This window comes from Pseudomonas fluorescens (assembly GCF_001902145.1).
In the GTDB taxonomy this organism is placed as follows: domain Bacteria; phylum Pseudomonadota; class Gammaproteobacteria; order Pseudomonadales; family Pseudomonadaceae; genus Aquipseudomonas; species Aquipseudomonas fluorescens_BV.
On the sequence record NZ_MRST01000022.1, the window covers coordinates 1 to 24,725 of the forward strand.

Consider the following 24,725-nt stretch of genomic DNA (forward strand, 5'->3'; position numbering starts at 1 on the left):
AACACCTCTTTTTCAACTTCCTTTTGGCTTCGATGAACTGAAGCAACTTGCTGCCGAAAACTTCTTAACTCATTGTTTACCAAGGAGTTTTCCGTTTCGACTGCGCCGGAAGTGGGGCGAATTATAGGCTTCCAGAATCTGCCGTCAAGGCTTAATTACGCTTTTGTTGCAGAAGGCGCTTTTTTAGCAATAAGGCGAGGGATTCGACGCATTACCGACGGCACCCGCATCAACAGAAGTAGCGCACCTATAGAAGCGTAGATAGCCCACTCCTTCAGATCGGCCCGCACTATCCATAGCATGTGCAGCAAACCGAGCCCAAGAATCACATAGACCAGACGATGCAGCTTCTTCCAGCGACTCCCCAACCGACGCTGGCTATAGCGGTTCGACGTGACGGCCAATATAAGGAGAGCAACAAACCCCAGCGCCCCCACAATGATGTAGGGCCGCTTGCTCAACTCTACGCCGAGCTGCGACCACTCCAGCCCTAGGACAAACACGCAATAGGCCGCCAGGTGCAGCACGACATAAGCAAAGCACCACAGCCCCAACTGTCGCCGCACTACTATCCACCCCGCCCAACCGCTCAACTTCTGCAGCGGCGTCATAGCAAGCGTTATCAGCAATAGAATGAGCGTCCCCAAACCCAGGCGATCGACGAGCACCTTGCCTGGATCAGGCCCCAGCGCAGAACTCCACGCTTCATACAACCAGAGCAATGGCCACACTGCTGCGGCTACAAACACGCCGATGCGCCAGATGGGATAGCGCATCAGTAGTTCTTCCGCAGATCGAGGCCGGTATATAAAGAAGCGACCTCATCCGAATAGCCATTGAACATCTGCGTCTGGCGCACATTCGGACTAAACAGGCCGCTCGGCAGACGGCGCTCCCGCGCCTGGGTCCAGCGCGGGTGATCGACCGCAGGATTCACATTCGCATAAAACCCATATTCATCAGCCGCAATACTCTGCCAGGTCGTTTTCGGCTGCTCACTGACCAGACTGATACGCACGATGGACTTCACACTCTTGAAGCCATACTTCCACGGCACCACCAAGCGCAACGGCGCGCCGTTCTGGTTAGGCAACTCCCGTCCATACATGCCCACAGCGAGGATCGCCAATGGATTCATCGCCTCATCCAGGCGCAGCCCTTCCACATAAGGCCAATCGATCAAGCCGAAACTTGAGCGTTGCCCAGGCATGCTCTTGGGATCCTGAAGGGTTTCAAAACGGATGTACTTGGCTTTGGAGGTTGGCTCGACCTGCTTGAGCAACGCCGAGATGGGAAAGCCTATCCACGGAATCACCATGGACCATGCCTCGACGCAACGCAGGCGGTAGATGCGCTCTTCCAGCTCATAGGGTTTCATGAAGTCCTCCAAGGCATAGCGCCCAGGTTTTGCGACTTCACCATCAATCACCACACTCCAGGGCTGCGTCTTGAGCGAGCCCGCATTCGTTGCCGGGTCGCCCTTGCCTGTACCAAACTCATAGAAGTTGTTGTAGTGAGTTGCGTCCTTGAATGGCGTGATGGCCTCATCCTTGACCGTCACGGCCTGCCACTTCGTATTCGGAAGTTTTTCCGCAAACCAGCTAGGCACGCTGCCCGGCTCGACGTCGGCATACCGCGAAGCATCGCCGGCACTGGCCCAACGCGGCAAGCTGCTGGCGGCAATACCGGCAAACGCACCGCCGAGCAGGCTGCGGCGAGAGAGGTAGAAGGATTCAGGCGTGACATCCGATTCGTGACAATCGGACGCTTTAGGCAATTTGATTAACATGGTAACTCCGCAGCGTTGGAGAACTGATGCACCAATAGACTGCGGAGTATGGAGGAGATTACATTAAGACAATGTTTTGTCCCGACGCAGACGCAACAAGTACTGAATCGGGCCAGAAGCGGCGTAGGCCAGGAACGCCAGCAGCAGGATACGCGGTGGATCACTGAACACGACCGCGAACACCAGCACCACCACAAGGATGGCCACGAAAGGCACGCGTCCCTTGAGGTCAAATTCCTTGAAGCTGTTGTACTTGATATTGCTGACCATCAGCATGCCAGCCGCCGCCACCATCAGGGCAACCAGGAACGACATCTTCGACCCCTGAATCCCGTAATCACTGAACGCCCAGACAATACCCGCAACAACACCCGCCGCTGCCGGGCTGGCAAGGCCGATGAAGTAGCGCTTGTCGGCAGTCCCCACCTGGGTGTTGAAGCGCGCCAGGCGCAAAGCGGCGCCCGCGACATAGATGAAGGCAACCATCCAGCCGACCTTGCCCATGTCACCCAATGCCCAGGCAAACGCCAGCAGTGCAGGGGCAACACCAAAGGCGACCATGTCCGACAACGAGTCGTACTCGGCGCCGAAGGCACTTTGGGTATTGGTCATGCGCGCCACGCGCCCGTCCAGGCCGTCGAGCACCATGGCGACGAAGATTGCGATAGCGGCAAAACCGAAGTATTTGCTGGCACTCGCCGCATCACCCGCCGCCAGCGCACTCTGGGCACTCATGGAGTTGATGATGGAGTAGAAGCCGGCGAACAGGTTCGCCGTGGTGAACAGGTTAGGCAGCAGATAGATGCCACGATGCCGGACCTTGCGGCCTTCGGCGTCATGCCCTTCTTCGACATGTTCATCGATCGGCAGCATGCTTTCGGCGTCGGAAGCCTGGTTTGGCTCTTCGGGACGTTCGCTCATGGACTTTACCTTGCAACGGTGTGAAAAAATTCGACAGATACTTGCAGCGAGTGTTCGCCTGCAAACGATGCAGCTTTATACCAGAACCGGCCCTCCAAACGAAAAAACGCGGCCTAAGCCGCGTTTTCCCTTGATACGTACGACTTAGTTCTTGGCTTTGTCGACGATCTTGTTGGCACCGATCCACGGCATCATGGAGCGCAGTTGCTCGCCGATGACTTCGATACCGTGAGCGGCGTTGTTACGACGCTTGGCGGTCATCGAAGGGTAGCCGGTAGCGCCTTCGCTGATGAACATTTTGGCGTACTCGCCGTCCTGAATACGTTTCAGGGCGTTGCGCATGGCCTGGCGGGACTCGGCGTTGATCACTTCAGGGCCGGTCACGTACTCGCCGTATTCGGCGTTGTTGGAGATCGAGTAGTTCATGTTGGCGATGCCGCCTTCGTACATGAGGTCAACGATCAGCTTCAGTTCATGCAGGCATTCGAAGTAGGCCATTTCCGGCGCGTAGCCAGCTTCAACCAGGGTTTCGAAACCAGCTTTTACCAGCTCAACGGTACCGCCGCACAGAACGGCTTGCTCACCGAACAGGTCGGTTTCGGTCTCGTCCTTGAAGGTGGTTTCGATGATGCCGGTACGACCGCCACCCACGCCTGCAGCGTAGGACAGTGCAACGTTCTTGGCATTGCCCGACGCGTCCTGGTAGATCGCGATCAGGTCAGGGATACCGCCGCCCTTGACGAACTCGGAACGCACGGTATGGCCCGGTGCTTTGGGCGCGATCATGATCACGTCGAGGTCAGCGCGTGGCACAACCTGGTTGTAGTGAATCGCGAAGCCGTGGGAGAAAGCCAGGGTGGCGCCTTTCTTGATGTTCGGCTCGATCTCGTTTTTGTACAGCGAGGACTGGAACTCGTCCGGGGTCAGGATCATGACCAGGTCGGCAGCCGCGACAGCAGAAGCAACGTCAGTCACTTTCAGGCCATGGGCTTCAGCCTTGGCGACAGTAGCCGAGCCTTTACGCAGGCCAACAGTCACGTCCACGCCGGAATCTTTCAGGTTGCACGCTTGGGCGTGGCCCTGGGAACCGTAGCCGATGATGGCGACTTTCTTGCCCTGGATGATCGACAGGTCACAATCTTTATCGTAATAAACTTTCATGAGGTTCCTCTATATATCCAGGCCGTAAGGCCATTCGCTAATTGGGTTAGATGCTGAGTACTTTGTCGCCACGGGCAATCCCGGTGACACCACTGCGTACGGTTTCCAGAATCGAGGCCGTCCCGATCGACTGGATGAAGCTGTCCAGTTTGTCGCTGGTACCGGTCAGTTGAACGGTATAAACGCTGGCGCTCACATCGACGATCTGCCCGCGATAAATATCGGTAGTGCGCTTGATCTCGGCACGCTGCGCCCCAGTCGCCTTGACTTTAACAAGCATCAGCTCGCGCTCGATGTGGGCGCTTTCCGACAAGTCGACCAGCTTGACCACTTCGATCAGCTTGTTGAGGTTCTTGGTGATCTGCTCGATCACCTCATCGTGGCCTACGGTGGTCAACGTCAGGCGCGACAGGGTCGGGTCTTCGGTCGGGGCCACGGTCAGGCTTTCGATGTTGTAGTTGCGTTGCGAAAACAGGCCGACAACACGAGACAGAGCGCCGGGTTCGTTCTCCAGAAGCAGGGAGATAATATGCCGCATGATTAAGTACGCTCCGTCTTGTTCAGCCACATGTCGCGCATAGAGCCGTCTTTGATCTGCATCGGGTAGACGTGCTCGCTGGTATCCACCTGAATATCGATGAACACCAGGCGGTCCTTCATGGCGAACGCCTCTTCCATTTTCGGCTTCAGATCTTTCAGATCGTTGATGCGAATGCCGACGTGGCCATAGGCTTCAACCAATTTGACGAAGTCTGGCAACGATTCCATGTAGGAATGGGAGTGACGGCTACCGTAGCTCATGTCCTGCCATTGACGAACCATGCCCAGTACGCCGTTGTTCAAGCAGACGATCTTCACCGGAAGGCCGTACTGCAGGCACGTCGACAGTTCCTGGATGTTCATCTGGATGCTGCCTTCGCCCGTCACACAGGCAACGTCGGCATCCGGGAAGCTCAGCTTCACACCCATGGCCGCAGGAAAACCAAAGCCCATCGTGCCCAGGCCACCGGAGTTGATCCAGCGGTTAGGCTTGTCGAACTTGTAGTACTGCGCCGCGAACATCTGGTGCTGGCCTACGTCAGAGGTCACAAAGGCGTCGCCCTTGGTCACTTCGCACAGGGTTTCGATCACGGTTTGCGGCTTGATGATGCTGCCGTCGCCCTTGTCATAAGGGAACAGGCCGCGATCACCGCGCCATTCGTCGATCTGCTTCCACCAGCTGGCAACGGATTCCTTGTTCGGCGTTTCGCCGATGTCCTTGAGTGCAGCGACCATTTCGGTCAGTACGCTTTCTACAGGACCCACGATTGGCACATCGGCCTTGATGGTCTTGGAGATGGACGCCGGGTCTATGTCGATGTGGATGATCTTGGCATTCGGGCAGAATTTGCTCGCGCCGTTGATCACTCGATCATCGAACCGCGCGCCCACGGCCAGGATCACGTCGGCGTGGTGCATGGTGAGGTTGGCGGTGTAGCTGCCGTGCATACCGAGCATGCCGACGAACTGACGATCCGAACCCGGGAATGCGCCGAGACCCATCAGGGTGTTGGTCACCGGCAGGTTGAGCAACTTGGCCAGTTCGGTCAACGGAGCGGAACCGCCGCCCAGAATCACCCCACCGCCGGAGTACAGCACAGGACGCTTGGCCGCCAGGAGCATTTCTGCTGCCTTGCGGATTTGCCCCGAGTGCCCACGTACGGCCGGGCTGTAGGAACGCAGCTTGGCTTTTTTCGGGAAGACGTATTCGAACTTCTCGGCCGGGTTGGTCATGTCTTTCGGGATATCGACCACTACCGGGCCCGGGCGACCGGACTGGGCGAGGTAGAACGCCTTTTTCATGACATCCGGGATTTCCGAGGGATGCTTGATCATGAAGCTGTGTTTCACGATCGGCCGGGAAATACCGATCATGTCGGTTTCCTGGAATGCATCGGTGCCGACCATGGTGCTAGGCACCTGGCCAGAAATGATCACCATCGGAATGGAGTCCATATAGGCAGTCGCGATGCCGGTAATGGCATTGGTTGCGCCTGGGCCGGACGTTACCAGTACCACGCCGGCTTTACCGGTGGCACGGGCGTAACCGTCAGCCATATGGGTCGCGGCCTGTTCGTGGCGAACCAGGATGTGGGTAACAGCCGGTTCCTTGAACAGTGCGTCGTAGACATGCAGCAGAGCACCACCTGGGTACCCGTAGATATAGTCGACGCCTTCGTCACGCAAAAAGCGGACGAGCATCTCACCGCCAGATAAAAGCTCCACGTTGTTCACCTCTAAAACGCCAGAATACCGTCCGTTAAAAAACAGACGGGTCTTAATAGGTTTACTTCTCAACAGAGCATGAGCGACGGTGGTCGCCGACTACGTCAGCACTGACTGAGCAAGTATTGGGATCGTCCCAAGTGTTGCGGGCTTTTCCCACCCAGCGCGAGGTAACGCGTTGCGGGTGTTACAGGTCGGCGCGGATGTGCGCCTCATGATCTGCTGAGCGGGCCTGCTTCTGGCAGTCCCGATACAGCGGACTTTGGATTCTTCTGTTTCACGCCCTTCAAGTCAAGCAATAATTGCGCTTTTTTCCAACTAAGCGCATGAGAACGCAGAAGAAAGGGCTTTGAGGAGGGATAAAACTCGCCTGAATGTCGTCAAGCGGTAGAAATGTGCGCAAGACTGCCGGAAAAACCGGCAGTCAGGCAATTAACGAGCGTCGGCGATCAATTGATCGAACTTTTTCAGCGCGTTACGCAAGCCAAGGCTCTCCAACGGCCGGTCGGCGTAGACCATCTCGGCCATTTCCAGGATCCCCGACGCGTTCGGCAAGGGCAGGTCCTTTTCCAGGATCTGCTTCATACGCGCGAGGAAGATCCATTGCAGCCACTGGTGGAAGTCCAGGGTATCGACGGAAAAGGGCTCGACACTGCTGAGGGCTTCAACACTGGGGGATACTTCATCCCACCAGCCCTGCACGCGCAGTTCGCGCTCGATCAGCAATAACTGCTCGGCAATCGCGGGAAAACGCGCATCCATCAGAGGCTGACCTTGGCTTTTTGCCGCGCCTGGGCAGCACCCGCGGCATCCCCTTGGGCGGCACGTGCATCACCGATCAAGGCCCACAGGCTGGCTTGCAGGTCTGGACGGCCATTGGCCAGAGTGAGACCGCGACGAGCGAACTGCTCCGCTTGGGGCGCATCGCCTTGGGCCATGCGCACCTGGGCCAGTCGATACAGCACTTGCGGCTCACGCGGAGCCACGCGCTGGGCACGCTCAAGGCTCGACGAGGCGCCGTTCAAGTCGCCACCGGCCTGCTGCTGCTGAGCGGTGGTGAGCAGCGCCAGCACCGGGCCATCCAGTTGTTCGTCAGCCGACAGCCCACCGCCACTTGACGCCGACGGAATACCGCTCGGCGTGGAAGGCATGTTGTAGGTGCCCTGGTTGATCGGCGCAGTTTGAATCGGCGCAGCATTTGCGGGCCCGGCAGTGCTCGGCCCCGGTGTCCATGGCTCGGCACTGATGGGCGCCGAGGTCGCCGCGCCACTGCCGGGCACCATGACGACCACGCCCGAATCCTGAGGTATCGCCTGGGGTGCCGCTTGGGCAGGCCGCTTGACCACGGTCTGACGGAAGCCGCCATTGGCCGAAATGCGGTCGTTGTTGGAGACGGACGTGCTTGCGTCCACCACGGGAATAGAGCCGCGCTGCACGCTGGAGCAACCGCCGAGCAAAGCCAGAGCCGCAATCGCTGGAATCCACAACTTGTTCACTTGAAACCCTCTTTGCTTAATTCATCCAGCCCTTGACCCAATCCATCACCGATTCCGCGTCAGCAGGAATACTGCCACCGCACGCGGGGCCGGGTGGTGGTTCGCTGCCGCGAATATACGGCATCTGCACCGCGCCCGGGCAGTTGGCGTCGGAACCTTGGCCCGTATGTGGATCAATCCAGGCCTGCACGATATTGTCCGGCTGCGGCATGTTGAGCGGCAACGGATCCGCCTTGCGCATGAAACTGGTCCATACCTGCAGCGCGCCGGTGGCACCGGTGAACGGCGTCTTGCCATTGTCGTCGCGCCCCAGCCATACCACGGCCAGTACATCCTGGCCGAACCCTGCGAACCAGCTGTCACGGGAGTCGTTACTGGTACCGGTCTTGCCCGCCAGGGTCAGGTTGGACGGCAGCACGCTGTAGACCGAACGCCCTGTACCCTCGCGCATCACGCGCTGCATGGCGTTCTGGATCAGGTAAATGGAGCCCGCATCGAAGCGCTGCTGAATCTGGAACGGGTAGCGCTTGAGCGGTTCGCCATCGGCGGTCAGCACACTGCGAATACCGCGCATCGGTGTATTGAAACCACCATTGGCCAGGGTCTGGTACATGGTGGTCACTTCCATCGGCGTCATGGCCGCAGCGCCCAGGAGCATGGACGGGAACGCAGGGAATTCACGTTCGATCCCCAGTCGCGCCAGGGTCTTCAGCACGTTCGGCACACCCACTTCAAGCCCCAGACGCGAGGTCGAAATGTTGTAGGAATGCGCCAATCCTTGATACAGAAACACCGTGCCATGGGAGCGGCGGTCGAAGTTCTTCGGAGTCCACACCTGGCCATCCGCGCCTTTGATCGACAGTGGGTCATCGGACAGCCAACTGGTCAGCGTGTACTTGCTGGGTTTTTCCAGTGCCGTGAGATAAACCGCGGGCTTGACCAGCGAGCCAATCGGCCGCACGGCATCCAGTGCGCGGTTGAAGCCGGCGAAACTGGCCTGGCGGCTGCCGATCATGGCCTGGACTTCGCCGGTTTCCGGGTTGGTCACGACCATGGCGGCCTCGACTTCATCCGAGCCTTTACGGCCAGTCAGGCGCTTGAAGGTGTCGTTGACCGACGCTTCGGCCTTCATCTGCAGGATGGGATCGAAGCTGGTGAAGATCCGCAGGCCCTCTTCGGTCAAGTCTTCGTCGCGGTAGTCCTCGCGCAGTTGGCGCTTGACCAGGTCGATAAAACCAGGGAATGAGCTATCGGCCAGCTTGCCGCGGGTGGTCACGCCCAGTGGCATTTTTTTCGCAGCGGCCACCTGTTCAGCGGTGGCGACGCCCTGCTGCTCCAGAACATCGAGCACCAGGTTGCGACGTTCGAGTGCGCGTTCCGGGTTGCGGCGCGGGTTGTAATAGGACGGGCCCTTGACCATCCCCACCAGCAACGCGACCTGATGCAATTTCAATTCGGACAACGGCTGCCCGAAGAAGAACTGGCTGGCCAGGCCGAAACCGTGCACGGCGCGCTGGCCATCCTGACCGACGAATACCTCGTTGAGGTAAGCCTCGAGGATTTCCTGCTTGCTGTAATGCAGCTCCAGCAACATCGCCATCATGGCTTCGGTGAGTTTACGGGTCAGGCTGCGCTCGTTGGTCAGGTAGAAGTTCTTGACCAGTTGCTGGGTCAGCGTACTGCCGCCCTGGGTCATCTTGCCGCCTGAGGTGTTGACCCAAATAGCGCGGGCAATCGACTTCGGCGAGACACCCCAGTGGCTATAGAAATCGCGGTCTTCGACAGCGACCAGGGTTTCCAGCAGATACGGTGGTACCTGATCGAGCTTGATCAGGATGCGATCTTCAAGGTTCTTCGGGTAAATACCGCCGATCAGCAACGGTTCGAGACGCACCACCGGCAGCTTGGAGCCATTGAGCGAAGACAGCTCAGCCACATAGTCGCCAGAGAAACGCACGCGCACCGGCTGGGCTTTTTCCAGGCCTTCGTAGAACTGGAAGCCACGGGTGTTCAGGTCGACGGTATTACCGCTGACCGCCGCAGCGCCAGGGCCATTGCTCACGGGTTCGCGGCGGTAGCCCAGCGCATCGAGCTCGGTAAGGAAGTCTTCCTTGCTCAGCTTCTGGCCAGAGAACAGCTCCAGCGGGCGTGCATACACCTTGGCCGGAATCGTCCAGCGCTTGCCGGAGAATTTTTCCTGCACCACGGCATCGAGGTACACCGCAAGACCGGCGACCGCCACAAGGCCCACCAGGCCAAGCTTGATCACCCAGCCCAGCCAAGGGCGCGGGCCGCGGGAAGGAGGTTTTTTACGGGAACGGGGAGATCGGGTTCGAGTCATGGCGGCGGATTATACGCACTTTATTGATGATCAACATGAGCCGGACAGCGGTTTGCACGACTGGCATCAGCAGCCATAATGCCCACCATGATTTTCCCCAGACTTTGAAGGATCGCCCGTGAGCCAGACCCTGATCGCTGCCCTGCAAAACCCGGCCTTGTACCCTCATCCGGTTGAAGCGTTTCAAGTCATCGAGACCCATATTTCCTGGGTGATACTGACGGGACCCTATGCTTATAAGCTGAAAAAACCGATGAACTTCGGCTTCCTGGATTTCACCAACCTGGATGACCGTGGGCATTTCTGCCGCGAGGAACTGCGCCTCAACCAGCGCCTGACCGAAGATTTGTATCTTGAAGTGTTGCCTATTACCGGCACTGCCGAGGCACCACGACTGGGCGGCGACGGCCCGGCTATCGAGTACGCGCTGAAAATGCGCCAGTTCCCGCAAAGCCAGATGCTCAGCACCCTGCAAGCCAACGGCGAACTCACCAGCGCGCACATCGATGAGATGGCCAAGCAGATTGCCCAGTTCCACCTCAGCGCCCCCCAAGTCCCACACGATCACCCGGCCGGCACGCCGCAGGAAGTAATGGCGCCGGTACGCCAGAACTTTGACCAGATCCGCCCGTTCCTCAGCGACAAGGCCGACCTGACGCAACTGGAGGCTTTGCAAGCCTGGGCTGAAAGCAGCTTCGAACGCCTCAAGCCTCTGCTGGAACAGCGCAAGCTCGATGGCTATACCCGTGAATGCCACGGCGATATCCACCTGGGCAACGCCACCCTGATCGATGGCCGAGTGGTGATCTTCGACTGCATCGAGTTCAACGAGCCTTTCCGCTTTACCGACGTGTACGCCGACACCGCTTTTTTGGCGATGGACCTGGAAGATCGCGGCTTGAAATGCCTGGCTCGGCGCTTCATAAGCCAGTATCTGGAATTGACCGGCGACTACCAGGGCCTGGAACTCCTGAACTTCTATAAAGCTTACCGTGCATTGGTGCGCGCCAAGGTTGCGCTGTTCAGCATGCCGAGCGAAGCCAACCCGGTGCAACGCGCTACCACCCTGCGCCAGTACCGCAACTATGCCAACCTGGCGGAAAGCTACAGCACCATCCCCTCGCGCTTCCTGGCAATCACCCATGGCGTTTCAGCCGTGGGCAAGAGCCACGTGGCCATGCGCCTGGTCGAAGCCCTGGGCGCGGTACGCCTGCGTTCGGATGTAGAGCGCAAGCGCCTGTTTGGCGAACAACAGGTAGAGAACACCCTGCAGGCCGGCATCTACAATCAGGACGCCAGCGCTGCCACCTACGCACGCCTGAACGAGATTGCCGACACCGTGCTGCGCGCCGGCTACCCGGTGGTGCTGGATGCCACGTTCTTGAAACGCGCACAGCGTGACGCCGCCGGCCTGGTTGCCGAGGCCACTGGGGCGCCGTTCCTGATCCTCGACTGCAACGCCCCGCAAGCCGTTATCACCAGTTGGCTGGCACAACGTCAGGCGGATAAAAACGATCCGTCTGACGCCACACTGGCCGTTATCGAAGAACAACAAGCCAGTCGTGATCCGCTGACTGCCGAGGAATTGCTGCTCAGCAAGCGTGTCGAGACCAATGAAAGCGGTACGCTCGACGCTTTGGTCGGGCATATCCGTCAGCGCCTGCCGGGCCTGTAAGAAATATTTCTTGGTCGCGTCGTCGTCTTCGGCGCGCGACCTAGCGATAGTGGCACTATACTGGCTCCATAACGCCAGCCAGAGTCGCGATCATGAGTCAGCCCAAGCTTCTTGATACCCCGCTCTACGCCCTCCTGCACAAGGATGACATCCGCGGCTTCAACCAGGAACGCCCTGAAGGCGGCACCCTCGACATGCGCGGTGGCGACTTTCGAGGGCTGGACCTGCGCGACCTGAACGCCACCGGCATTGACTTCACCGACGCCTATTTTCGCTCTGCCGACCTGCGTGGCCTGGACTTGCGTGGCTGCTCACTGGAAGGCGCCAGCCTGGCCCATGCGCAGATTTCGGGGGCTTATTTCCCGCCCGAACTCACGGCTGACGAAATACTCATGTCGGTCAATTTCGGTACTCGCCTGCGCTACCGCACCAAGTAACCCCACACACCGAGTTCCGGCCACATCCCCTGCCTGCCGGGCGCCTTGCGCCTGCCTGCGAGCAAGCGCCGGCGCGCCATCCTTATAAGCTTTTCAGCCCTTTCTGACCAAAGAACCACGCTTTTCCTACTGAGCGCTACACTCATTTTCAGGCTGCCTGGTCACGACACCCACCGCACCATTCGGCCAACGCAAGGAGGCTTGATGAACGATGAGCTGCAACACCTGAAAAACCTTGGCAAGACGTCAGCGCAGTGGCTGCATGCGGTGGGCATCCACAGCGCGTCCGACTTGCGTCGGCTAGGGGCGGTCGATGCCTACCGAGCCGTGCGCACGCGCGGGTTTCGAGCATCGAAGGTTCTGCTGTATGCCATTGAAGGGGCATTGATGGATGTGCACTGGAACGATATACCCACGGAGCGCAAGGAGGCCTTGAACCGTCAGCTGGAAGCGATCTCAGTGCATCAGAAGAACTAGAGTGGCACTCAAACCCAGCGTTTATGGGCATTACAAACGAGCGTTTGAGAAAACTGGATGAAGCAGAAAAACAAATGTTGACTCTCAAATGAGAATCGTTATGATTATCACAACTGGTCGCGAGATCAGCCGATAACTGAAAGACCATTGGTTCGGACTCTCAGATTATCTCCTCATCAGGCTAATCACGGTTATTTGACCCGGCTTTTGCCGGGTCTTTTTTTGCCCGTGAATTAACCGGCCTTAACGCGCAATGATCAACGGATGCCCACGCTCCGGATGCGGCTGTACCAATACATCCAGACCGAATACAGCCTTCAGTGGCTCTGGTTGCAGGACTTTAGAGGGCGTATCCAACGCGTGGGGGCGGCCGTTTTCCAGCAACAGGATCCGGTCGCAGTAACGCGCCGCCAGGTTCAAGTCATGCAGGATGACCAGCACCGCAGCGCCTCTGTCGGCAAAACGTCGGATAGCTTGCAAGGTGGTGTGTTGGTGCAAAGGGTCGAGCATTGATGTGGGCTCATCCAGCAACAACGTCTGCCCTGCCTCACCCGGCCATAACTGCGCCAATACCCGTGCCAGGTGCACACGCTGCCGCTCGCCGCCCGACAAGGCCAGGTAACTGCGGCCACTCAGGTGGCCTACATCAGCAGCCTGCAGCGCCGCGTTGATGATTTCTTCATCGCGCACTCGCCCGGTCTGATGAGGCAAGCGGCCCATGCCCACTACCTCTTCGACACGAAAGGCAAAGTCCAGGGTGGAGGATTGTGGCAGCACCGCCAGGCGCTGGGCACGCTGCGCGCCTGTCATGTGCTTGAGCGCCTGCTGATCCAGCCAGACCTTGCCCTGATCCGGCTGCAACTCCCCGCACAGCGCCCCAAGCAAGGTACTTTTGCCGGCGCCATTGGGGCCCAGCACGCCCAGCACTTCGCCCGGCAATAGGTCCAAGCTGACATCGGCCAGCACGGTCTTACCACCGCGCCGGATCTGCAACGCTTCTACCCGCAACATCAGGCGCGCCCTCGTAACAATAAATAGAGGAAAAACGGCGCACCGATAAACGCAGTGACAATACCGATCGGCAGTTCCGCCGGCGCTAACGCCAGGCGCGCCACCAAGTCAGCAAACAGCAGCAGGCTCGCACCCGCCAACACTGAAGCTGGCAACAGCACCCGATGGTCCGGCCCCGCCAGCAGCCGCACCAGATGCGGCACCACCAAACCGACAAAACCAATCATGCCCGCCGCCGCCACTGCTGCGCCAACACCCAGGGCCGTGCAGAACACCAACTCGCGTTTGAGCCCCTCGACATCAATACCCAGGTGATTGGCCTCGGACTCACCCAGCAACAGCGCGTTCAGCGCCTTGGCCCGGCGCGGCAACCATAGCGCCACGCCCGCACTCACCAGCAGTAAGGGCCACAACCGCGAATAACTTGCGCCATTGAGGCTGCCCAGGTTCCAGAACGTCAGGGTACGCAAGGTGGCATCGTCTGCCAGATAGGTAAACAGGCCCACGGTCGAACTGGCCAGGGCCGTCAGCGCGATACCGGCAAGCAACATCGTCGCGACATTGGTCTGGCCATTGCGACGTCCCAGGCGATAGACCAGCGCCGTAACGCCCAAGCCACCGAGAAACGCGCACAGCGACAACAGGTACGGCCCGAAAGCATCCGGCAGCCCGCCAAAGAGCGAGCCACCGACAATCGCCACCGCCGCACCCAGCGCTGCGCCGCTGGACACGCCGACCAAGCCAGGATCGGCCAGCGGATTGCGGAACAACCCCTGCATCGCCACACCCGACAACGCCAGCACACCACCGACCGCCAGCCCCAACAGGGTCCGCGGCAGGCGAATCTGCCCCAGGATCAACTCGGCCTGCTCCAACCCCTGGGCCTCAATCGGTACGCCCATCAGCCTTAACGCAGCCCTGAGCGTGTCCACTAACGGCAGGCTGACCGGCCCCAGTGCCAATGAAAGCCAGATCGCCAATACACACAGCAGTGACAGCCCGATAAACAGCGTTTTTGGTTTAACCAGAGTGGTCATGGAGCAGGCTTAGGCTGGGAAGGATAAAAACCGGCAGACAGTTTCTCCAGGCTTTGCGGCAATCGGGGCCCAAGGCCGCCTACCAGCAAGGTCGGATCCAGCTCAAAGACGCGGCCACTCTTGGCTGCCGGCGTAGAGGCAAGGATCGGGTTTTCTTTGAACAAGGCTGCGCGCGCCGCGTCACCGGTCAGCGCGCGATCGGCAAACACCAGCACCTCAGGGCTCAAACCCGCCAGCGACTCGACAGAAAACGGTTTATAGCCCACATGCGTGGCGAGATTACGCCCCCCAGCCTGCTGCAACATCCAGTCAGCGGCCGTGTCCTTGCCCGCGATCAGCGGCTTGCCACCGGCATGGCCGAGCAGCAACAGCACGCCTGGAGCTTTTTGCGTGGCCTGGGCCTTGGCCACCCAATTTTTTTGCTGTGCCAGCGCCTGCTCATACCCGGCAAACAAGGCATCAGCCTGGGCCTCACTGCCGAGCAGTTTCCCCAAATGTTCAAGGTTGCCTTTGAGCGTGGGCAAATCCGGCTGGGCCGAGAACATATCCACCTGCACCCCGGCACTGCGAATCTGTGCCAGCACCGGCGGTGGCCCCATTTCCTCCGTTCCAACAAGGATTTGCGGGCGCAGGCTGAGAATGCCTTCGGCCGACAACTGCCGCTGGTAACCAATGCTCGGCAAGGCCTTGAGCGAGGCGGGATGCTGACTGGTGGTATCCACTCCCACCAATTTCGACTCACCGCCCAAGGCCGTCACCCATTCCGACAGCGCCCCGCCGGCACTCACCCAGCGTTGCGGCAGTTCGGAGGCGTGCCCCCCAGGGTTGACCAGCAGTGAGGCAACAAGCGCAATAGCGCTGGTACTCAGGCGCATAACAGGGTTTCCTTCCTAGGGCAGGGCCACTCAAGCACTCATTGATGTGACAGATAACCCCTGCCAGGCATCGTATTGAGCACCCAGTCAGCTGACGGGCGAAGCAGGCATTTGATAATTGTTTGCATTTGAACGTCAAGGCACTTAAGGATTGAAATGAAGTTTCTCTGCGCCTCAGGCGACCTCGCCCCCAACAGCAGCCGCGGTTTTGACATCGATGGCCACAGGCTGTTGGCGGTGCGTCGGGACGGCATTGCGTACTTCTATCTCAACCGCTGCCCCCATCGCGGCATCCCGCTGGAATGGCAACCTGATCGCTTCCTCGACGACAGCGCCAGCCTGATCCAATGCGCCACCCATGGCGCGCTCTTCCTGATTGAAAGCGGCGAGTGCATCGCCGGGCCCTGCGCAGGCCAACACCTCACTGCCCTGCCCGGCCGTGAAGACGAACAGGGATTGTGGGTCGATCTCTAGTCGCCCAGCAGCACCTTCAGCCGACGCTCGACGTAAATCTCCTGCGGCGTGACCCGTACGCCGTAGGCCAGCACCTCCACACCTGCAGCCTTGGCCTCACGTAGCGCCGCCGCATAACCAGCGTCGATTTCCACAGCCGGGCGCACCGCGTCGATCCCCGACAGATTCACGCAATACAACTGCACCGCCCGTATACCGTCGCGAGCCAGATGAGCCAGCTCACGCAAGTGCTTGGCCCCACGCTGCGTCACCGCATCAGGGAAAGCCGCCACCGAGCTGCCATCAAAGCCCAGGGTGACGCTTTTGACCTCGACAAACGCAGCACCCTGGGGGTAATCCAGGCGAAAGTCGATGCGGCTTTTCTCCTGGCCATAAGGCACCTCACGCTTCAACGCGGTAAAGCCGTTGAGCTCAGTGATCACACCAGCCAGCAAGGCTTCTTCCACCAATTGATTGGCACGCGCGGTGTTGACGCACGCCAGCCGGCCCTGGGGCGTTTCGGCAATCTCCCAAGTGCCTGGCAACTTGCGTTTGGGGTCGGTGGAGCGGCTGAACCAGACCTGGCCACCTTCGACCATGCAGTTGAGCATCGAACCGGTGTTAGGGCAGTGAATGGTGAGCAACTCGCCGGTAACGGTTTCGATATCGGTGAGAAAACGCTTGTAGCGGCGGATCAGCCGCCCTTCTTCAAGAAGAGGATTAAAACGCATCAGCCTTGCCAGCTCCGCAAACCACGGGCAATCCGCTCCACCGCTTCTTGCAGCCGATCGAGGTTTTGCGTGTAGGCAAAACGCACATGGTGCCCCGCCTGGTAGCGACCGAAATCCAACCCGGGCGTAAAGGCCACATGCTCGGTTTCGAGGAAATGACGGCAAAACGCGAAGGCATCGCCGCCGAACGCGCTGATATCGGCATACAGATAAAAGGCACCTTCAGGCTCCACGGCGATACCGAAGCCCAGCTCACGCAGGGCCGGCAGCAGGAAGTCACGGCGGCGGCCAAATTCGGCACGGCGCTGCTCCAGAATCTCCAGGGTTTGCGGGGTGAAACAGGCTAACGCGGCATGCTGGGCCATGCTTGGCGCACTGATGTATAGGTTCTGCGCCAATTTCTCCAGTTCACCCACCGCTTCAGGGGGCGCCACCAGCCAACCGAGGCGCCAGCCGGTCATGCCGAAATACTTCGAAAAACTATTCAGGACAAAGGCGTCATCATCGACTTCCAGCACGCTGGCGGCGTCGGTGCCGTAGGTGAGGCCGTGATAAATCTCGTCGACCACCAGGTGACCGTTGCGCGCCTTGATAGCGCCCGACAGCCCAGCCAACTCGTCCCGGGTGAGAATCGTGCCGGTGGGGTTGGCGGGCGATGCCACCAGTGCGCCGACACTGTCCTGGTCCCAATGCCTGGCCACCAGATCGGCGGTCAACTGGTAGCGTACGTCTGGGCCGACCGGCACCAACTGCGCCGCGCCTTCCACAAGACGCAGGAAGTGTCGGTTGCAGGGGTAGCCTGGGTCCGCCAGCAGCCAATGCTTTCCCGGATCCACCAGCAAACTGCTGGCCAGCAATAACGCGCCGGAGCCGCCGGGGGTTATCAGAATGCGCTGCGGGTCGATGCTCAAACCGTAGCGTTGCTGGTAGAAACCACTGATGGCTTCGCGCAACTCCGGCAAGCCGCGGGCGGCGGTGTAGCGCGTCTTACCGTTTGCCAACGCGGCCTGGCCGGCCTGGATGATCGGCTCGGCGGTGGTGAAGTCCGGCTCGCCGATTTCCAGGTGGATCACGTCGTGGCCGGCGGCCTGCAGCTCATTGGCACGCGCCAGTAACGCCATGACATGAAAAGGTTCGATGGCGCGACTGCGCGCACTGTAGGGCTGAGCCATTAGCCTTCCTTAGACGATGAGGACAAAATCTGGATTCTACCGAACCCTCGCGGTAAAACATGCTCTATTGCCTGATTGGGGCTGCAAGATGCACCCTGCGCGCGCTCGTAAAACAGCTAAAATCAACATTCGAGGCGATACATACCCAGTCATGGCGGGCTGCTGCGGTTTGCAACCCCTTTGCCCTGGACCTCGACAACCGGGAGTGGCGCACCCTGAATCTATCTGGTAAGTTCGCCCGCTTGCAGCCGCAGGGCCGGCAGGTGTCGGTGACGTTGCAATCCTGCGCAATGGATTAGAAGAGTGAGAGGCGGTCTATTCATGTCCACCCAAGCAAAGCAACAGCAGCAGAGCCTCAGCGGCTTCACACCTTACGTCGAAGCGAAGGGTGAGGAGTACATGAGCAAGCCCATGCGCCAGCACTTCACCAAGATCCTGCAGAAATGGAAGCAGGACTTGATGCAGGAAGTGGACCGCACGGTAGACCATATGAAGGACGAAGCCGCCAACTTCCCTGACCCGGCAGACCGTGCCAGCCAGGAAGAGGAGTTCGCCCTCGAACTGCGCGCCCGTGATCGCGAGCGCAAGCTGATCAAGAAGATCGACAAGACCCTACAACTGATCGAAGACGAAGAATACGGCTGGTGCGAATCCTGCGGTGTCGAGATCGGTATTAAGCGTCTGGAAGCCCGCCCAACCGCGGACCTGTGCGTAGACTGCAAGACCTTGGCTGAAATCAAGGAAAAACAGGTCGGCAAGTAACCCTGTCGAGTTGAACGAATGGAGCGTGCGAACGCTCCATTTTTGTTTCTGGCGTTTACCGGTTATGCAGTAGTATCCGGGCCATGACAGCCTCTACCTATATCGGGCGTTTCGCCCCAACACCCAGCGGCCATTTGCACTTCGGTTCCCTGGTTGCCGCCCTCGCCTCCTACCTCGATGCACGCGCCCACCATGGCCGTTGGTTGATGCGCATGGAAGACCTTGACCCTCCCCGTGAAGAGCCCGGCGCCCAGGCGGCGATTTTGCATGCGCTGGAAAGCTACGGCTTTGAATGGGATGGCGAACTGGTTCGCCAGAGCGAGCGGCATGATGCCTACGCTAAAGTGCTCAACGACCTGTTCAACCACGGCCTGGCCTACGCCTGCACCTGCTCGCGCAAGCAATTGGAGCCCTACAACGGGGCTTACCCAGGCTTGTGCCGCAATGCCGGCCACGAACAGCAGGATGCCGCCATCCGCCTGCGCGTGCCCGAGTTGGAGTATCACTTTACCGACCGCGTCCAAGGCGAGTTCCGGCAGCATCTGGGTCGCGATGCCGGCGACTTCATCATCCGTCGGCGCGATGGCCTCTACGCCTACCAACTGGCGGTGGTGCTCGACGACGCCTGGCAAGGTGTAACCGATATCGTGCGCGGCGCCGACCTGCTCGACTCCACACCGCGCCAGCTTTACTTGCAAGAGCTGCTCGGCCTGCGCCAACCCCGTTACCTGCATGTACCGTTGATCGTGCAGCCAGACGGCAACAAGCTGGGCAAGTCCTACCGCTCTCCACCGTTGACAGCCGACCAGGCCACGCCTTTGGTGCTCAGAGCGCTGCGTGCCCTTGGCCAACAGCCCGACGTGCAGCTGCTGCACGCCAGCCCACGAGAACTGCTGGATTGGGGCATTGCACACTGGGACGCCACCCGCATCCCGCGCACACTGACCCTGGCCGAAGCGCAATTGAGTTGAAGGCGCTTGCAGGTTGCCCATCATCCGTTAACATCGCGGCAGATTTTTAATCAGAGGCCAACATGTACATCTATCGTTTGGTCCTGCTGCTGGTCGTCGGGATCTACCTGTTCTCCCCCGCCATCATGGATTGGTGGATCGACGCCACGGGCGCCTGGTATCGCCCTTATCTGCTATGGCTGATCCTGATCGTCGTGACCTTCATCCTGCAGAGCCAAAAAGATGCCGATGAGCTTTAGTCTCACCCAGATGCTGCTGATCAGCGCCGCCTACCTGGCTGCGTTATTCGGCGTGGCCTGGATCAGTGAGCGCGGAATGATTCCGCGGGCGATCATTCGCCATCCGTTGACCTACACCTTGTCCCTGGGCGTCTACGCCAGTGCCTGGGCGTTCTACGGCACGGTGGGGCTGGCCTACCAGTACGGCTACGGCTTTCTCTCCAGTTACCTGGGGGTGTCGGGCGCGTTCCTGCTGGCCCCGGTGCTGTTGTACCCGATCCTGAAAATCACCCGGACTTATCAGCTGTCTTCCTTGGCAGACCTGTTTGCCTTTCGCTTTCGCAGCACCTGGGCGGGCGCGCTGACCACGATCTTCATGTTGATCGGCGTGCTGCCCCTGCTGGCCCTGCAAATCCAGGCGGTGGCCGACTCCATCAGCATCCTGACCCGCGAGCCTGTGCAACATCGCGTTGCGCTGGCTTTCTGCGCACTCATCACCTTGTTCACCATCTTCTTTGGTTCTCGCCATATCGCCACCCGCGAGAAACACCAAGGCCTGGTGTTTGCGATTGCCTTTGAGTCGGTCATCAAGCTGATCGCCATCGGCGGCGTCGGCCTTTACGCCCTCTACGGCGTGTTCGACGGGCCGCAACAGCTGGAGCTGTGGCTGCTGCAAAACCAGACCGCCCTCGCCGCCTTGCATACGCCCTTGCAGGAAGGCCCATGGCGTACGCTGCTGCTGGTGTTCTTCGCCTCGGCGATCGTGATGCCGCACATGTACCACATGACCTTCACCGAGAACCTCAACCCGCGCTCGCTGGTCAGCGCCAGCTGGGGCTTGCCCCTGTTCCTGTTGCTGATGAGCCTGGCGGTGCCGCTGATCCTGTGGGCCGGCCTGAAACTGGGGGCCACCACCAACCCTGAGTATTTCACCCTGGGCATCGGTATTGCCGCCAACAGCCCGGCTCTGGCGCTGCTGGCCTATGTAGGGGGGTTGTCGGCCGCCAGCGGGTTGATCATCGTCACCACCCTGGCACTCTCGGGCATGGCGCTCAACCACTTGGTACTGCCGCTGTACCAGCCGCCGGCTGAGGGCAATATCTACCGTTGGTTGAAATGGACCCGACGCGCGCTGATCGTCGCGATCATCATGGCCGGCTACACGTTTTATCTGCTGCTGGGCGCCGGGCAAGACCTGGCCAACCTCGGCATCGTCGCGTTTGTCGCCACCTTGCAGTTCCTGCCGGGCGTGTTGTCGGTGCTGTACTGGCCGACCGCCAATCGGCGCGGTTTTATTGCCGGGCTGCTGGCCGGGATCCTGGTGTGGACCGTGACCATGCTGCTACCGCTGGTCGGCAACTTGCAGGGCTTCTATATCCCGTTGCTGAACATGATTTACGTGCTGGACGACACCAGTTGGCACATGGCTGCCATCGCCTCGCTGGCCGCCAACGTACTGATGTTCACCCTGATCTCGCTGTTCACCAACGCCAGCGCCGAAGAAACCAGCGCCGCGGAAGCCTGTGCGGTGGATAACGTGCGCCGCCCGCAACGCCGCGAACTGCATGCGGCCTCGCCCCAGGAGTTCGCCACACAACTGGCCAAGCCACTGGGCGCCAAGGCCGCACAAAAGGAAGTCGAACAGGCGCTGCGCGACCTCTACCTGCCATTTGACGAGCGCCGCCCTTATGCCCTGCGCCGCCTGCGTGACCGTATCGAAGCCAACCTGTCCGGGTTGATGGGGCCGAGCGTGTCCCAGGACATGGTGGAAACCTTCTTGCCCTACAAGGCCGGTGGCGAAAACTACGTCACCGAAGACATCCACTTCATCGAAAGCCGGCTGGAGGATTACCACTCACGTCTCACAGGCCTGGCCGCCGAACTCGACGCCCTGCGCCGTTACCACCGCCAGACCCTGCAAGAACTGCCGATGGGCGTGTGTTCCCTGGCCAAGGACCAGGAAATCCTGATGTGGAACAAGGCCATGGAAGAACTCACCGGCATCGCCGCCCAGCGGGTGGTGGGTTCGCGCCTCAATACCCTGGGTGATCCCTGGAAAGAGCTGCTGCAGGGTTTCATCAACCTGCCAGACGAGCACTTGCACAAACAGCACTTGGCCCTCGACGGCCAGACCCGCTGGCTCAACCTGCACAAAGCGGCCATCGACGAACCCCTGGCGCCGGGTAACAGCGGCCTGGTGCTGCTGGTAGAAGATTTGACCGATACACAGATGCTCGAAGACAAGCTGGTGCACTCCGAACGCCTGGCCAGCATTGGGCGCCTGGCGGCCGGCGTGGCTCATGAAATCGGCAACCCGATCACCGGTATCGCCTGCCTGGCGCAAAACCTGCGCGAAGAACGCGAAGAAGACGGGGAAATCACCGAAATCAGCGGGCAAATCCTTGAACAGACCAAGCGGGTTTCACGCATCGTCCAGTCGTTGATGAGCTTTGCCCACTCCGGCGCCCATCAGAATCAGGACGAAGCGGTGTGCCTGGCCGAAGTGGCCCAGGATGCCATTGGGCTGTTGGCCTTGAACCGGCGCAATTTCGAAGTACAGTTCTTTAACCTGTGCGATCCGGACCATTGGGTCGATGGCGACTCACAACGCCTGGCCCAGGTGCTGATCAACCTGCTGTCCAACGCCCGCGACGCGTCGCCGGCCGGCAGTGCGGTACGCGTCAAGAGCGAGGCTTTCGAGCACACGGTCGACCTGATCGTGGAAGACGAAGGCAGCGGCATTCCACAGAACATCATGGACCGATTGTTCGAACCCTTCTTCACCACCAAGGACCCCGGTGAAGGTACCGGTCTGGGCCTTGCACTGGTCTATTCCATCGTTGAAGAGCATTATGGACAAATCACCATCGACAGCCCGGCTGACACACAAAGCCAACGCGGCACCCGTATCCGGGTGACCTTGCCGCGTCATGTCGAAGCGACGTCCGCTGTGAACTGAGACCGTCGAGAGAATTGAATCAATGCCGCACATTTTGATCGTCGAAGACGAAACCATTATCCGCTCTGCCTTGCGTCGCCTGCTTGAACGTAATCAGTACCAGGTCAGCGAAGCCGGCTCGGTGCAGGAAGCCCAAGAGCGATTCAGCATTCCCACGTTCGACCTGATTGTCAGCGACCTGCGCCTGCCCGGCGCCCCGGGCACCGAGCTGATCAAGCTGGGCCAGGGCACCCCGGTGCTGATCATGACCAGCTACGCCAGCCTGCGCTCGGCGGTGGACTCGATGAAGATGGGCGCGGTGGATTACATCGCCAAGCCTTTCGATCACGACGAGATGCTCCAGGCCGTGGCCCGCATCCTGCGTGACCGTGTGTCGGCCAGCAGCGCGCCTGCCGAGCAACGCCCCACCGGCAAGGCCAGCGGCGGCGAAAAACCGGGGGCCGACAACAGCAACGGCGAGATCGGCATCATCGGCTCCTGCCCTCCGATGCAGGACTTGTACAGCAAGATCCGCAAGGTGGCGCCGACCGACTCCAATGTATTGATCCAGGGCGAATCGGGCACCGGTAAAGAACTGGTAGCTCGCGCCCTGCACAACCTGTCCAAGCGTGCCAAGGCACCGATGATCTCGGTGAACTGCGCGGCGATCCCCGAATCCCTGATCGAGTCCGAACTGTTCGGCCACGAGAAAGGTGCGTTCACCGGCGCCAGCGCCGGGCGTGCGGGCCTGGTGGAGGCCGCGGACGGCGGCACCTTGTTCCTCGATGAAATTGGCGAGTTGCCCCTGGAAGCCCAGGCGCGTTTGCTGCGCGTGCTGCAGGAAGGCGAAATTCGCCGCGTCGGCTCGGTGCAATCGCAGAAGGTCGATGTTCGATTGATCGCGGCGACACACCGAGACCTGAAGAGCCTGGCCAAGATCGGCCAGTTCCGTGAGGATTTGTATTACCGCCTGCATGTCATTGCGCTCAAATTGCCGGCCCTGCGCGAGCGTGGTGCCGACGTCAACGAGATCGCCAATGCGTTCCTGTTGCGTCAAGGCGCACGCATTGACCGCACCGACCTGAAGTTTGCCGCAGACGCCGAGCAGGCGATCCGTCACTACTCGTGGCCAGGGAACGTGCGTGAGCTGGAAAACGCCGTCGAGCGCGCCGTGATTCTGTCGGAGAGCCCGGAGATCTCCGCCGAGTTGCTGGGCATCGACATTGAGCTCAGCGACCTGGATGACGACGATTTCATCGGCCTGGCCCCGCAGCAGGGCGGCGGTAGCAATACCAGCCATGAACCGACGGAAGATTTGTCACTGGAAGACTACTTCCAGCACTTCGTGCTCGAGCATCAGGACCATATGACCGAGACAGAGCTGGCACGCAAGCTGGGCGTGAGTCGCAAATGCCTGTGGGAACGGCGTCAGCGCCTGGGCATTCCACGGCGCAAGACCGGGGTGGCCAGCGAAAGCTGAGGGTGCAGCCCACAGGTAACACCTGTTGATGTGAAAAAACTGTTACCGCTGACTTTTCACGTAACAAAAGCCGGGGCTTACGGTAACGAAGCCCCGGCTTTTTTTGGCCCTCAATCTGGCGAAATCAGCCCAACCCCCCGGTTTTGCTGGTCGGCGCAAAAGTTGGCACGCACCCTGCTATATGCTTAGTACAAAAACAATAACAAGCTTTGTACAAGACAATAAAAATAAGACGAATCGACTCACGCATAACAAAAACAACACGGCGGAGGCGCAGCTAACTGATTCTTTTGGAGAGGCGTTGCATTTGGGGCTTGCCCCGCAACCAGGCCGAGAACAACAAAAACTGCCCTAAGGCAGAGCCTGAACTGGTTGGATCGTAGATCAGCAACACAGCGACCAAAGCAATCCGTTTGCTCTTGACTCCCGATTGGGAGTGTCATGAAGGTGAAGCTTCGTGGCGAGGGCGATCAACAAAAACAAGAAGCCCGACATCAATAATAAAAATAGAGCAC

General features: G+C 59.7%; 23 protein-coding genes. 9 read left to right on the plus strand and 14 right to left on the minus strand.

The genetic code is table 11. The annotated features are described in order from the left end of the window. Positions 1 to 155 precede the first annotated feature (155 nt). From msrQ to mrcB, 9 genes are all read right to left on the minus strand, one after another. Complete coding sequence (gene msrQ / locus BUE92_RS10075; protein ID WP_073523462.1) at positions 156 to 776, minus strand: protein-methionine-sulfoxide reductase heme-binding subunit MsrQ; 621 nt, start codon at positions 774 to 776, stop codon at positions 156 to 158. Then, complete coding sequence (gene msrP, locus BUE92_RS10080; RefSeq protein ID WP_073523464.1) at positions 776 to 1,789, minus strand: protein-methionine-sulfoxide reductase catalytic subunit MsrP; 1,014 nt, start codon at positions 1,787 to 1,789, stop codon at positions 776 to 778. Before msrP ends, msrQ begins: the two co-directional genes overlap by 1 nt. A gap of 63 nt (positions 1,790 to 1,852) precedes the next feature. Beyond that, positions 1,853 to 2,710: a CDP-diacylglycerol--serine O-phosphatidyltransferase gene (pssA, locus tag BUE92_RS10085; protein WP_014719927.1), complete on the minus strand. Its 858-nt coding sequence runs from the start codon at positions 2,708 to 2,710 to the stop codon at positions 1,853 to 1,855. Positions 2,711 to 2,854: 144 nt separating this feature from the next. Then, entirely contained in the window at positions 2,855 to 3,871 is a 1,017-nt protein-coding gene (gene ilvC, locus BUE92_RS10090) for a ketol-acid reductoisomerase (RefSeq protein WP_003194132.1), read from the minus strand. 46 nt (positions 3,872 to 3,917) lie between these two features. Next, entirely contained in the window at positions 3,918 to 4,409 is a 492-nt protein-coding gene (gene ilvN, locus BUE92_RS10095) for an acetolactate synthase small subunit (RefSeq protein ID WP_003176102.1), read from the minus strand. Positions 4,410 to 4,411: 2 nt separating this feature from the next. Further along, on the minus strand, positions 4,412 to 6,136 hold the full coding sequence (locus BUE92_RS10100) for an acetolactate synthase 3 large subunit (protein WP_003194133.1): 1,725 nt from the start codon (positions 6,134 to 6,136) through the stop codon (positions 4,412 to 4,414). A gap of 432 nt (positions 6,137 to 6,568) precedes the next feature. Continuing rightward, on the minus strand, positions 6,569 to 6,898 hold the full coding sequence (locus tag BUE92_RS10105; RefSeq protein ID WP_073523465.1) for a YqcC family protein: 330 nt from the start codon (positions 6,896 to 6,898) through the stop codon (positions 6,569 to 6,571). Further along, entirely contained in the window at positions 6,898 to 7,632 is a 735-nt protein-coding gene (locus BUE92_RS10110; RefSeq protein ID WP_073523466.1) for a tetratricopeptide repeat protein, read from the minus strand. Before BUE92_RS10110 ends, BUE92_RS10105 begins: the two co-directional genes overlap by 1 nt. Before the next feature lie 16 nt (positions 7,633 to 7,648). After that, a complete protein-coding gene (gene mrcB / locus BUE92_RS10115; RefSeq protein WP_073523467.1) occupies positions 7,649 to 9,973 on the minus strand; it encodes a penicillin-binding protein 1B in 2,325 nt (774 codons plus the stop codon). Between the two features lie 118 nt (positions 9,974 to 10,091). On the opposite strand from mrcB, the gene BUE92_RS10120 reads away from it, so the two are divergent. The 3 genes from BUE92_RS10120 (at position 10,092) to BUE92_RS10130 (ending at position 12,562) form a co-directional block, all read left to right on the plus strand. Beyond that, positions 10,092 to 11,648 carry a bifunctional aminoglycoside phosphotransferase/ATP-binding protein gene (locus tag BUE92_RS10120; protein ID WP_073523468.1) on the plus strand — a complete coding sequence of 519 codons (1,557 nt, stop codon included), beginning with the start codon at positions 10,092 to 10,094 and terminating at the stop codon, positions 11,646 to 11,648. A 92-nt stretch (positions 11,649 to 11,740) separates the two neighbouring features. Beyond that, on the plus strand, positions 11,741 to 12,085 hold the full coding sequence (locus BUE92_RS10125; protein WP_073523470.1) for a pentapeptide repeat-containing protein: 345 nt from the start codon (positions 11,741 to 11,743) through the stop codon (positions 12,083 to 12,085). A 204-nt stretch (positions 12,086 to 12,289) separates the two neighbouring features. Further along, on the plus strand, positions 12,290 to 12,562 hold the full coding sequence (locus BUE92_RS10130; RefSeq protein ID WP_003194139.1) for a TfoX/Sxy family protein: 273 nt from the start codon (positions 12,290 to 12,292) through the stop codon (positions 12,560 to 12,562). A gap of 243 nt (positions 12,563 to 12,805) precedes the next feature. On the opposite strand, the gene BUE92_RS10135 is transcribed toward BUE92_RS10130, so the two are convergent. From BUE92_RS10135 to BUE92_RS10145, 3 genes are read right to left on the minus strand one after another with little or no spacing between them, the layout of a single operon-like run. Beyond that, positions 12,806 to 13,573 (minus strand): heme ABC transporter ATP-binding protein, encoded by a 768-nt coding sequence (locus tag BUE92_RS10135; RefSeq protein ID WP_073523473.1) that lies wholly within the window; start codon positions 13,571 to 13,573, stop codon positions 12,806 to 12,808. Continuing rightward, positions 13,573 to 14,610 (minus strand): FecCD family ABC transporter permease, encoded by a 1,038-nt coding sequence (locus tag BUE92_RS10140; RefSeq protein ID WP_057975459.1) that lies wholly within the window; start codon positions 14,608 to 14,610, stop codon positions 13,573 to 13,575. The genes BUE92_RS10135 and BUE92_RS10140 overlap by 1 nt, the downstream gene beginning before the upstream one ends. Beyond that, positions 14,607 to 15,485 (minus strand): heme/hemin ABC transporter substrate-binding protein, encoded by an 879-nt coding sequence (locus tag BUE92_RS10145; protein ID WP_073523476.1) that lies wholly within the window; start codon positions 15,483 to 15,485, stop codon positions 14,607 to 14,609. Before BUE92_RS10145 ends, BUE92_RS10140 begins: the two co-directional genes overlap by 4 nt. 156 nt (positions 15,486 to 15,641) lie before the next feature. Here BUE92_RS10145 and BUE92_RS10150 point away from each other — a divergent pair, with 156 nt between their 5' ends. Then, complete coding sequence (locus tag BUE92_RS10150; protein ID WP_073523478.1) at positions 15,642 to 15,959, plus strand: Rieske (2Fe-2S) protein; 318 nt, start codon at positions 15,642 to 15,644, stop codon at positions 15,957 to 15,959. Here BUE92_RS10150 and sfsA read toward each other — a convergent pair. Then, positions 15,956 to 16,669: a DNA/RNA nuclease SfsA gene (gene sfsA / locus BUE92_RS10155; RefSeq protein ID WP_073523480.1), complete on the minus strand. Its 714-nt coding sequence runs from the start codon at positions 16,667 to 16,669 to the stop codon at positions 15,956 to 15,958. The two genes, BUE92_RS10150 and sfsA, sit on opposite strands and share 4 nt — an antisense overlap. Continuing rightward, positions 16,669 to 17,841 carry a pyridoxal phosphate-dependent aminotransferase gene (locus BUE92_RS10160; RefSeq protein ID WP_014719940.1) on the minus strand — a complete coding sequence of 391 codons (1,173 nt, stop codon included), beginning with the start codon at positions 17,839 to 17,841 and terminating at the stop codon, positions 16,669 to 16,671. Before BUE92_RS10160 ends, sfsA begins: the two co-directional genes overlap by 1 nt. Before the next feature lie 321 nt (positions 17,842 to 18,162). Here BUE92_RS10160 and dksA point away from each other — a divergent pair, with 321 nt between their 5' ends. The 5 genes from dksA to BUE92_RS10185 all read left to right on the plus strand — a co-directional run bounded on the left by dksA (position 18,163) and on the right by BUE92_RS10185 (position 24,210). Beyond that, entirely contained in the window at positions 18,163 to 18,603 is a 441-nt protein-coding gene (gene dksA / locus BUE92_RS10170) for an RNA polymerase-binding protein DksA (protein ID WP_073523483.1), read from the plus strand. Positions 18,604 to 18,686: 83 nt separating this feature from the next. Further along, positions 18,687 to 19,574 (plus strand): tRNA glutamyl-Q(34) synthetase GluQRS, encoded by an 888-nt coding sequence (gene gluQRS / locus BUE92_RS10175; RefSeq protein ID WP_073523484.1) that lies wholly within the window; start codon positions 18,687 to 18,689, stop codon positions 19,572 to 19,574. A gap of 62 nt (positions 19,575 to 19,636) precedes the next feature. Further along, positions 19,637 to 19,813, plus strand: coding sequence for a hypothetical protein (locus BUE92_RS27850; protein ID WP_003176118.1), 177 nt, complete (start codon positions 19,637 to 19,639; stop codon positions 19,811 to 19,813). Continuing rightward, positions 19,797 to 22,751 (plus strand): sensor histidine kinase, encoded by a 2,955-nt coding sequence (locus tag BUE92_RS10180; RefSeq protein WP_178380702.1) that lies wholly within the window; start codon positions 19,797 to 19,799, stop codon positions 22,749 to 22,751. Before BUE92_RS27850 ends, BUE92_RS10180 begins: the two co-directional genes overlap by 17 nt. Positions 22,752 to 22,773: 22 nt before the next feature. Continuing rightward, entirely contained in the window at positions 22,774 to 24,210 is a 1,437-nt protein-coding gene (locus BUE92_RS10185) for a sigma-54-dependent transcriptional regulator (RefSeq protein WP_073523486.1), read from the plus strand. The last annotated feature ends 515 nt before the right edge of the window (positions 24,211 to 24,725 follow it).

Bases quoted from the DNA above. Each gene is read 5' to 3' on its own strand.
- BUE92_RS10140 (WP_057975459.1), bottom strand. From the start codon at position 14,610: ATGACCACTCTGGTTAAACCAAAAACGCTGTTTATCGGGCTGTCACTG.
- msrQ (WP_073523462.1), bottom strand. From the start codon at position 776: ATGCGCTATCCCATCTGGCGCATCGGCGTGTTTGTAGCCGCAGCAGTG.
- mrcB (WP_073523467.1), bottom strand. From the start codon at position 9,973: ATGACTCGAACCCGATCTCCCCGTTCCCGTAAAAAACCTCCTTCCCGC.
- ilvC (WP_003194132.1), bottom strand. From the start codon at position 3,871: ATGAAAGTTTATTACGATAAAGATTGTGACCTGTCGATCATCCAGGGC.
- BUE92_RS10145 (WP_073523476.1), bottom strand. From the start codon at position 15,485: ATGCGCCTGAGTACCAGCGCTATTGCGCTTGTTGCCTCACTGCTGGTC.
- sfsA (WP_073523480.1), bottom strand. From the start codon at position 16,669: ATGCGTTTTAATCCTCTTCTTGAAGAAGGGCGGCTGATCCGCCGCTAC.
- ilvN (WP_003176102.1), bottom strand. From the start codon at position 4,409: ATGCGGCATATTATCTCCCTGCTTCTGGAGAACGAACCCGGCGCTCTG.
- BUE92_RS10135 (WP_073523473.1), bottom strand. From the start codon at position 13,573: ATGTTGCGGGTAGAAGCGTTGCAGATCCGGCGCGGTGGTAAGACCGTG.
- BUE92_RS10125 (WP_073523470.1), top strand. From the start codon at position 11,741: ATGAGTCAGCCCAAGCTTCTTGATACCCCGCTCTACGCCCTCCTGCAC.
- pssA (WP_014719927.1), bottom strand. From the start codon at position 2,710: ATGAGCGAACGTCCCGAAGAGCCAAACCAGGCTTCCGACGCCGAAAGC.
- BUE92_RS10180 (WP_178380702.1), top strand. From the start codon at position 19,797: ATGCCGATGAGCTTTAGTCTCACCCAGATGCTGCTGATCAGCGCCGCC.
- BUE92_RS10130 (WP_003194139.1), top strand. From the start codon at position 12,290: ATGAACGATGAGCTGCAACACCTGAAAAACCTTGGCAAGACGTCAGCG.
- BUE92_RS27850 (WP_003176118.1), top strand. From the start codon at position 19,637: ATGTACATCTATCGTTTGGTCCTGCTGCTGGTCGTCGGGATCTACCTG.
- gluQRS (WP_073523484.1), top strand. From the start codon at position 18,687: ATGACAGCCTCTACCTATATCGGGCGTTTCGCCCCAACACCCAGCGGC.
- BUE92_RS10150 (WP_073523478.1), top strand. From the start codon at position 15,642: ATGAAGTTTCTCTGCGCCTCAGGCGACCTCGCCCCCAACAGCAGCCGC.
- dksA (WP_073523483.1), top strand. From the start codon at position 18,163: ATGTCCACCCAAGCAAAGCAACAGCAGCAGAGCCTCAGCGGCTTCACA.
- BUE92_RS10105 (WP_073523465.1), bottom strand. From the start codon at position 6,898: ATGGATGCGCGTTTTCCCGCGATTGCCGAGCAGTTATTGCTGATCGAG.
- msrP (WP_073523464.1), bottom strand. From the start codon at position 1,789: ATGTTAATCAAATTGCCTAAAGCGTCCGATTGTCACGAATCGGATGTC.
- BUE92_RS10185 (WP_073523486.1), top strand. From the start codon at position 22,774: ATGCCGCACATTTTGATCGTCGAAGACGAAACCATTATCCGCTCTGCC.
- BUE92_RS10160 (WP_014719940.1), bottom strand. From the start codon at position 17,841: ATGGCTCAGCCCTACAGTGCGCGCAGTCGCGCCATCGAACCTTTTCAT.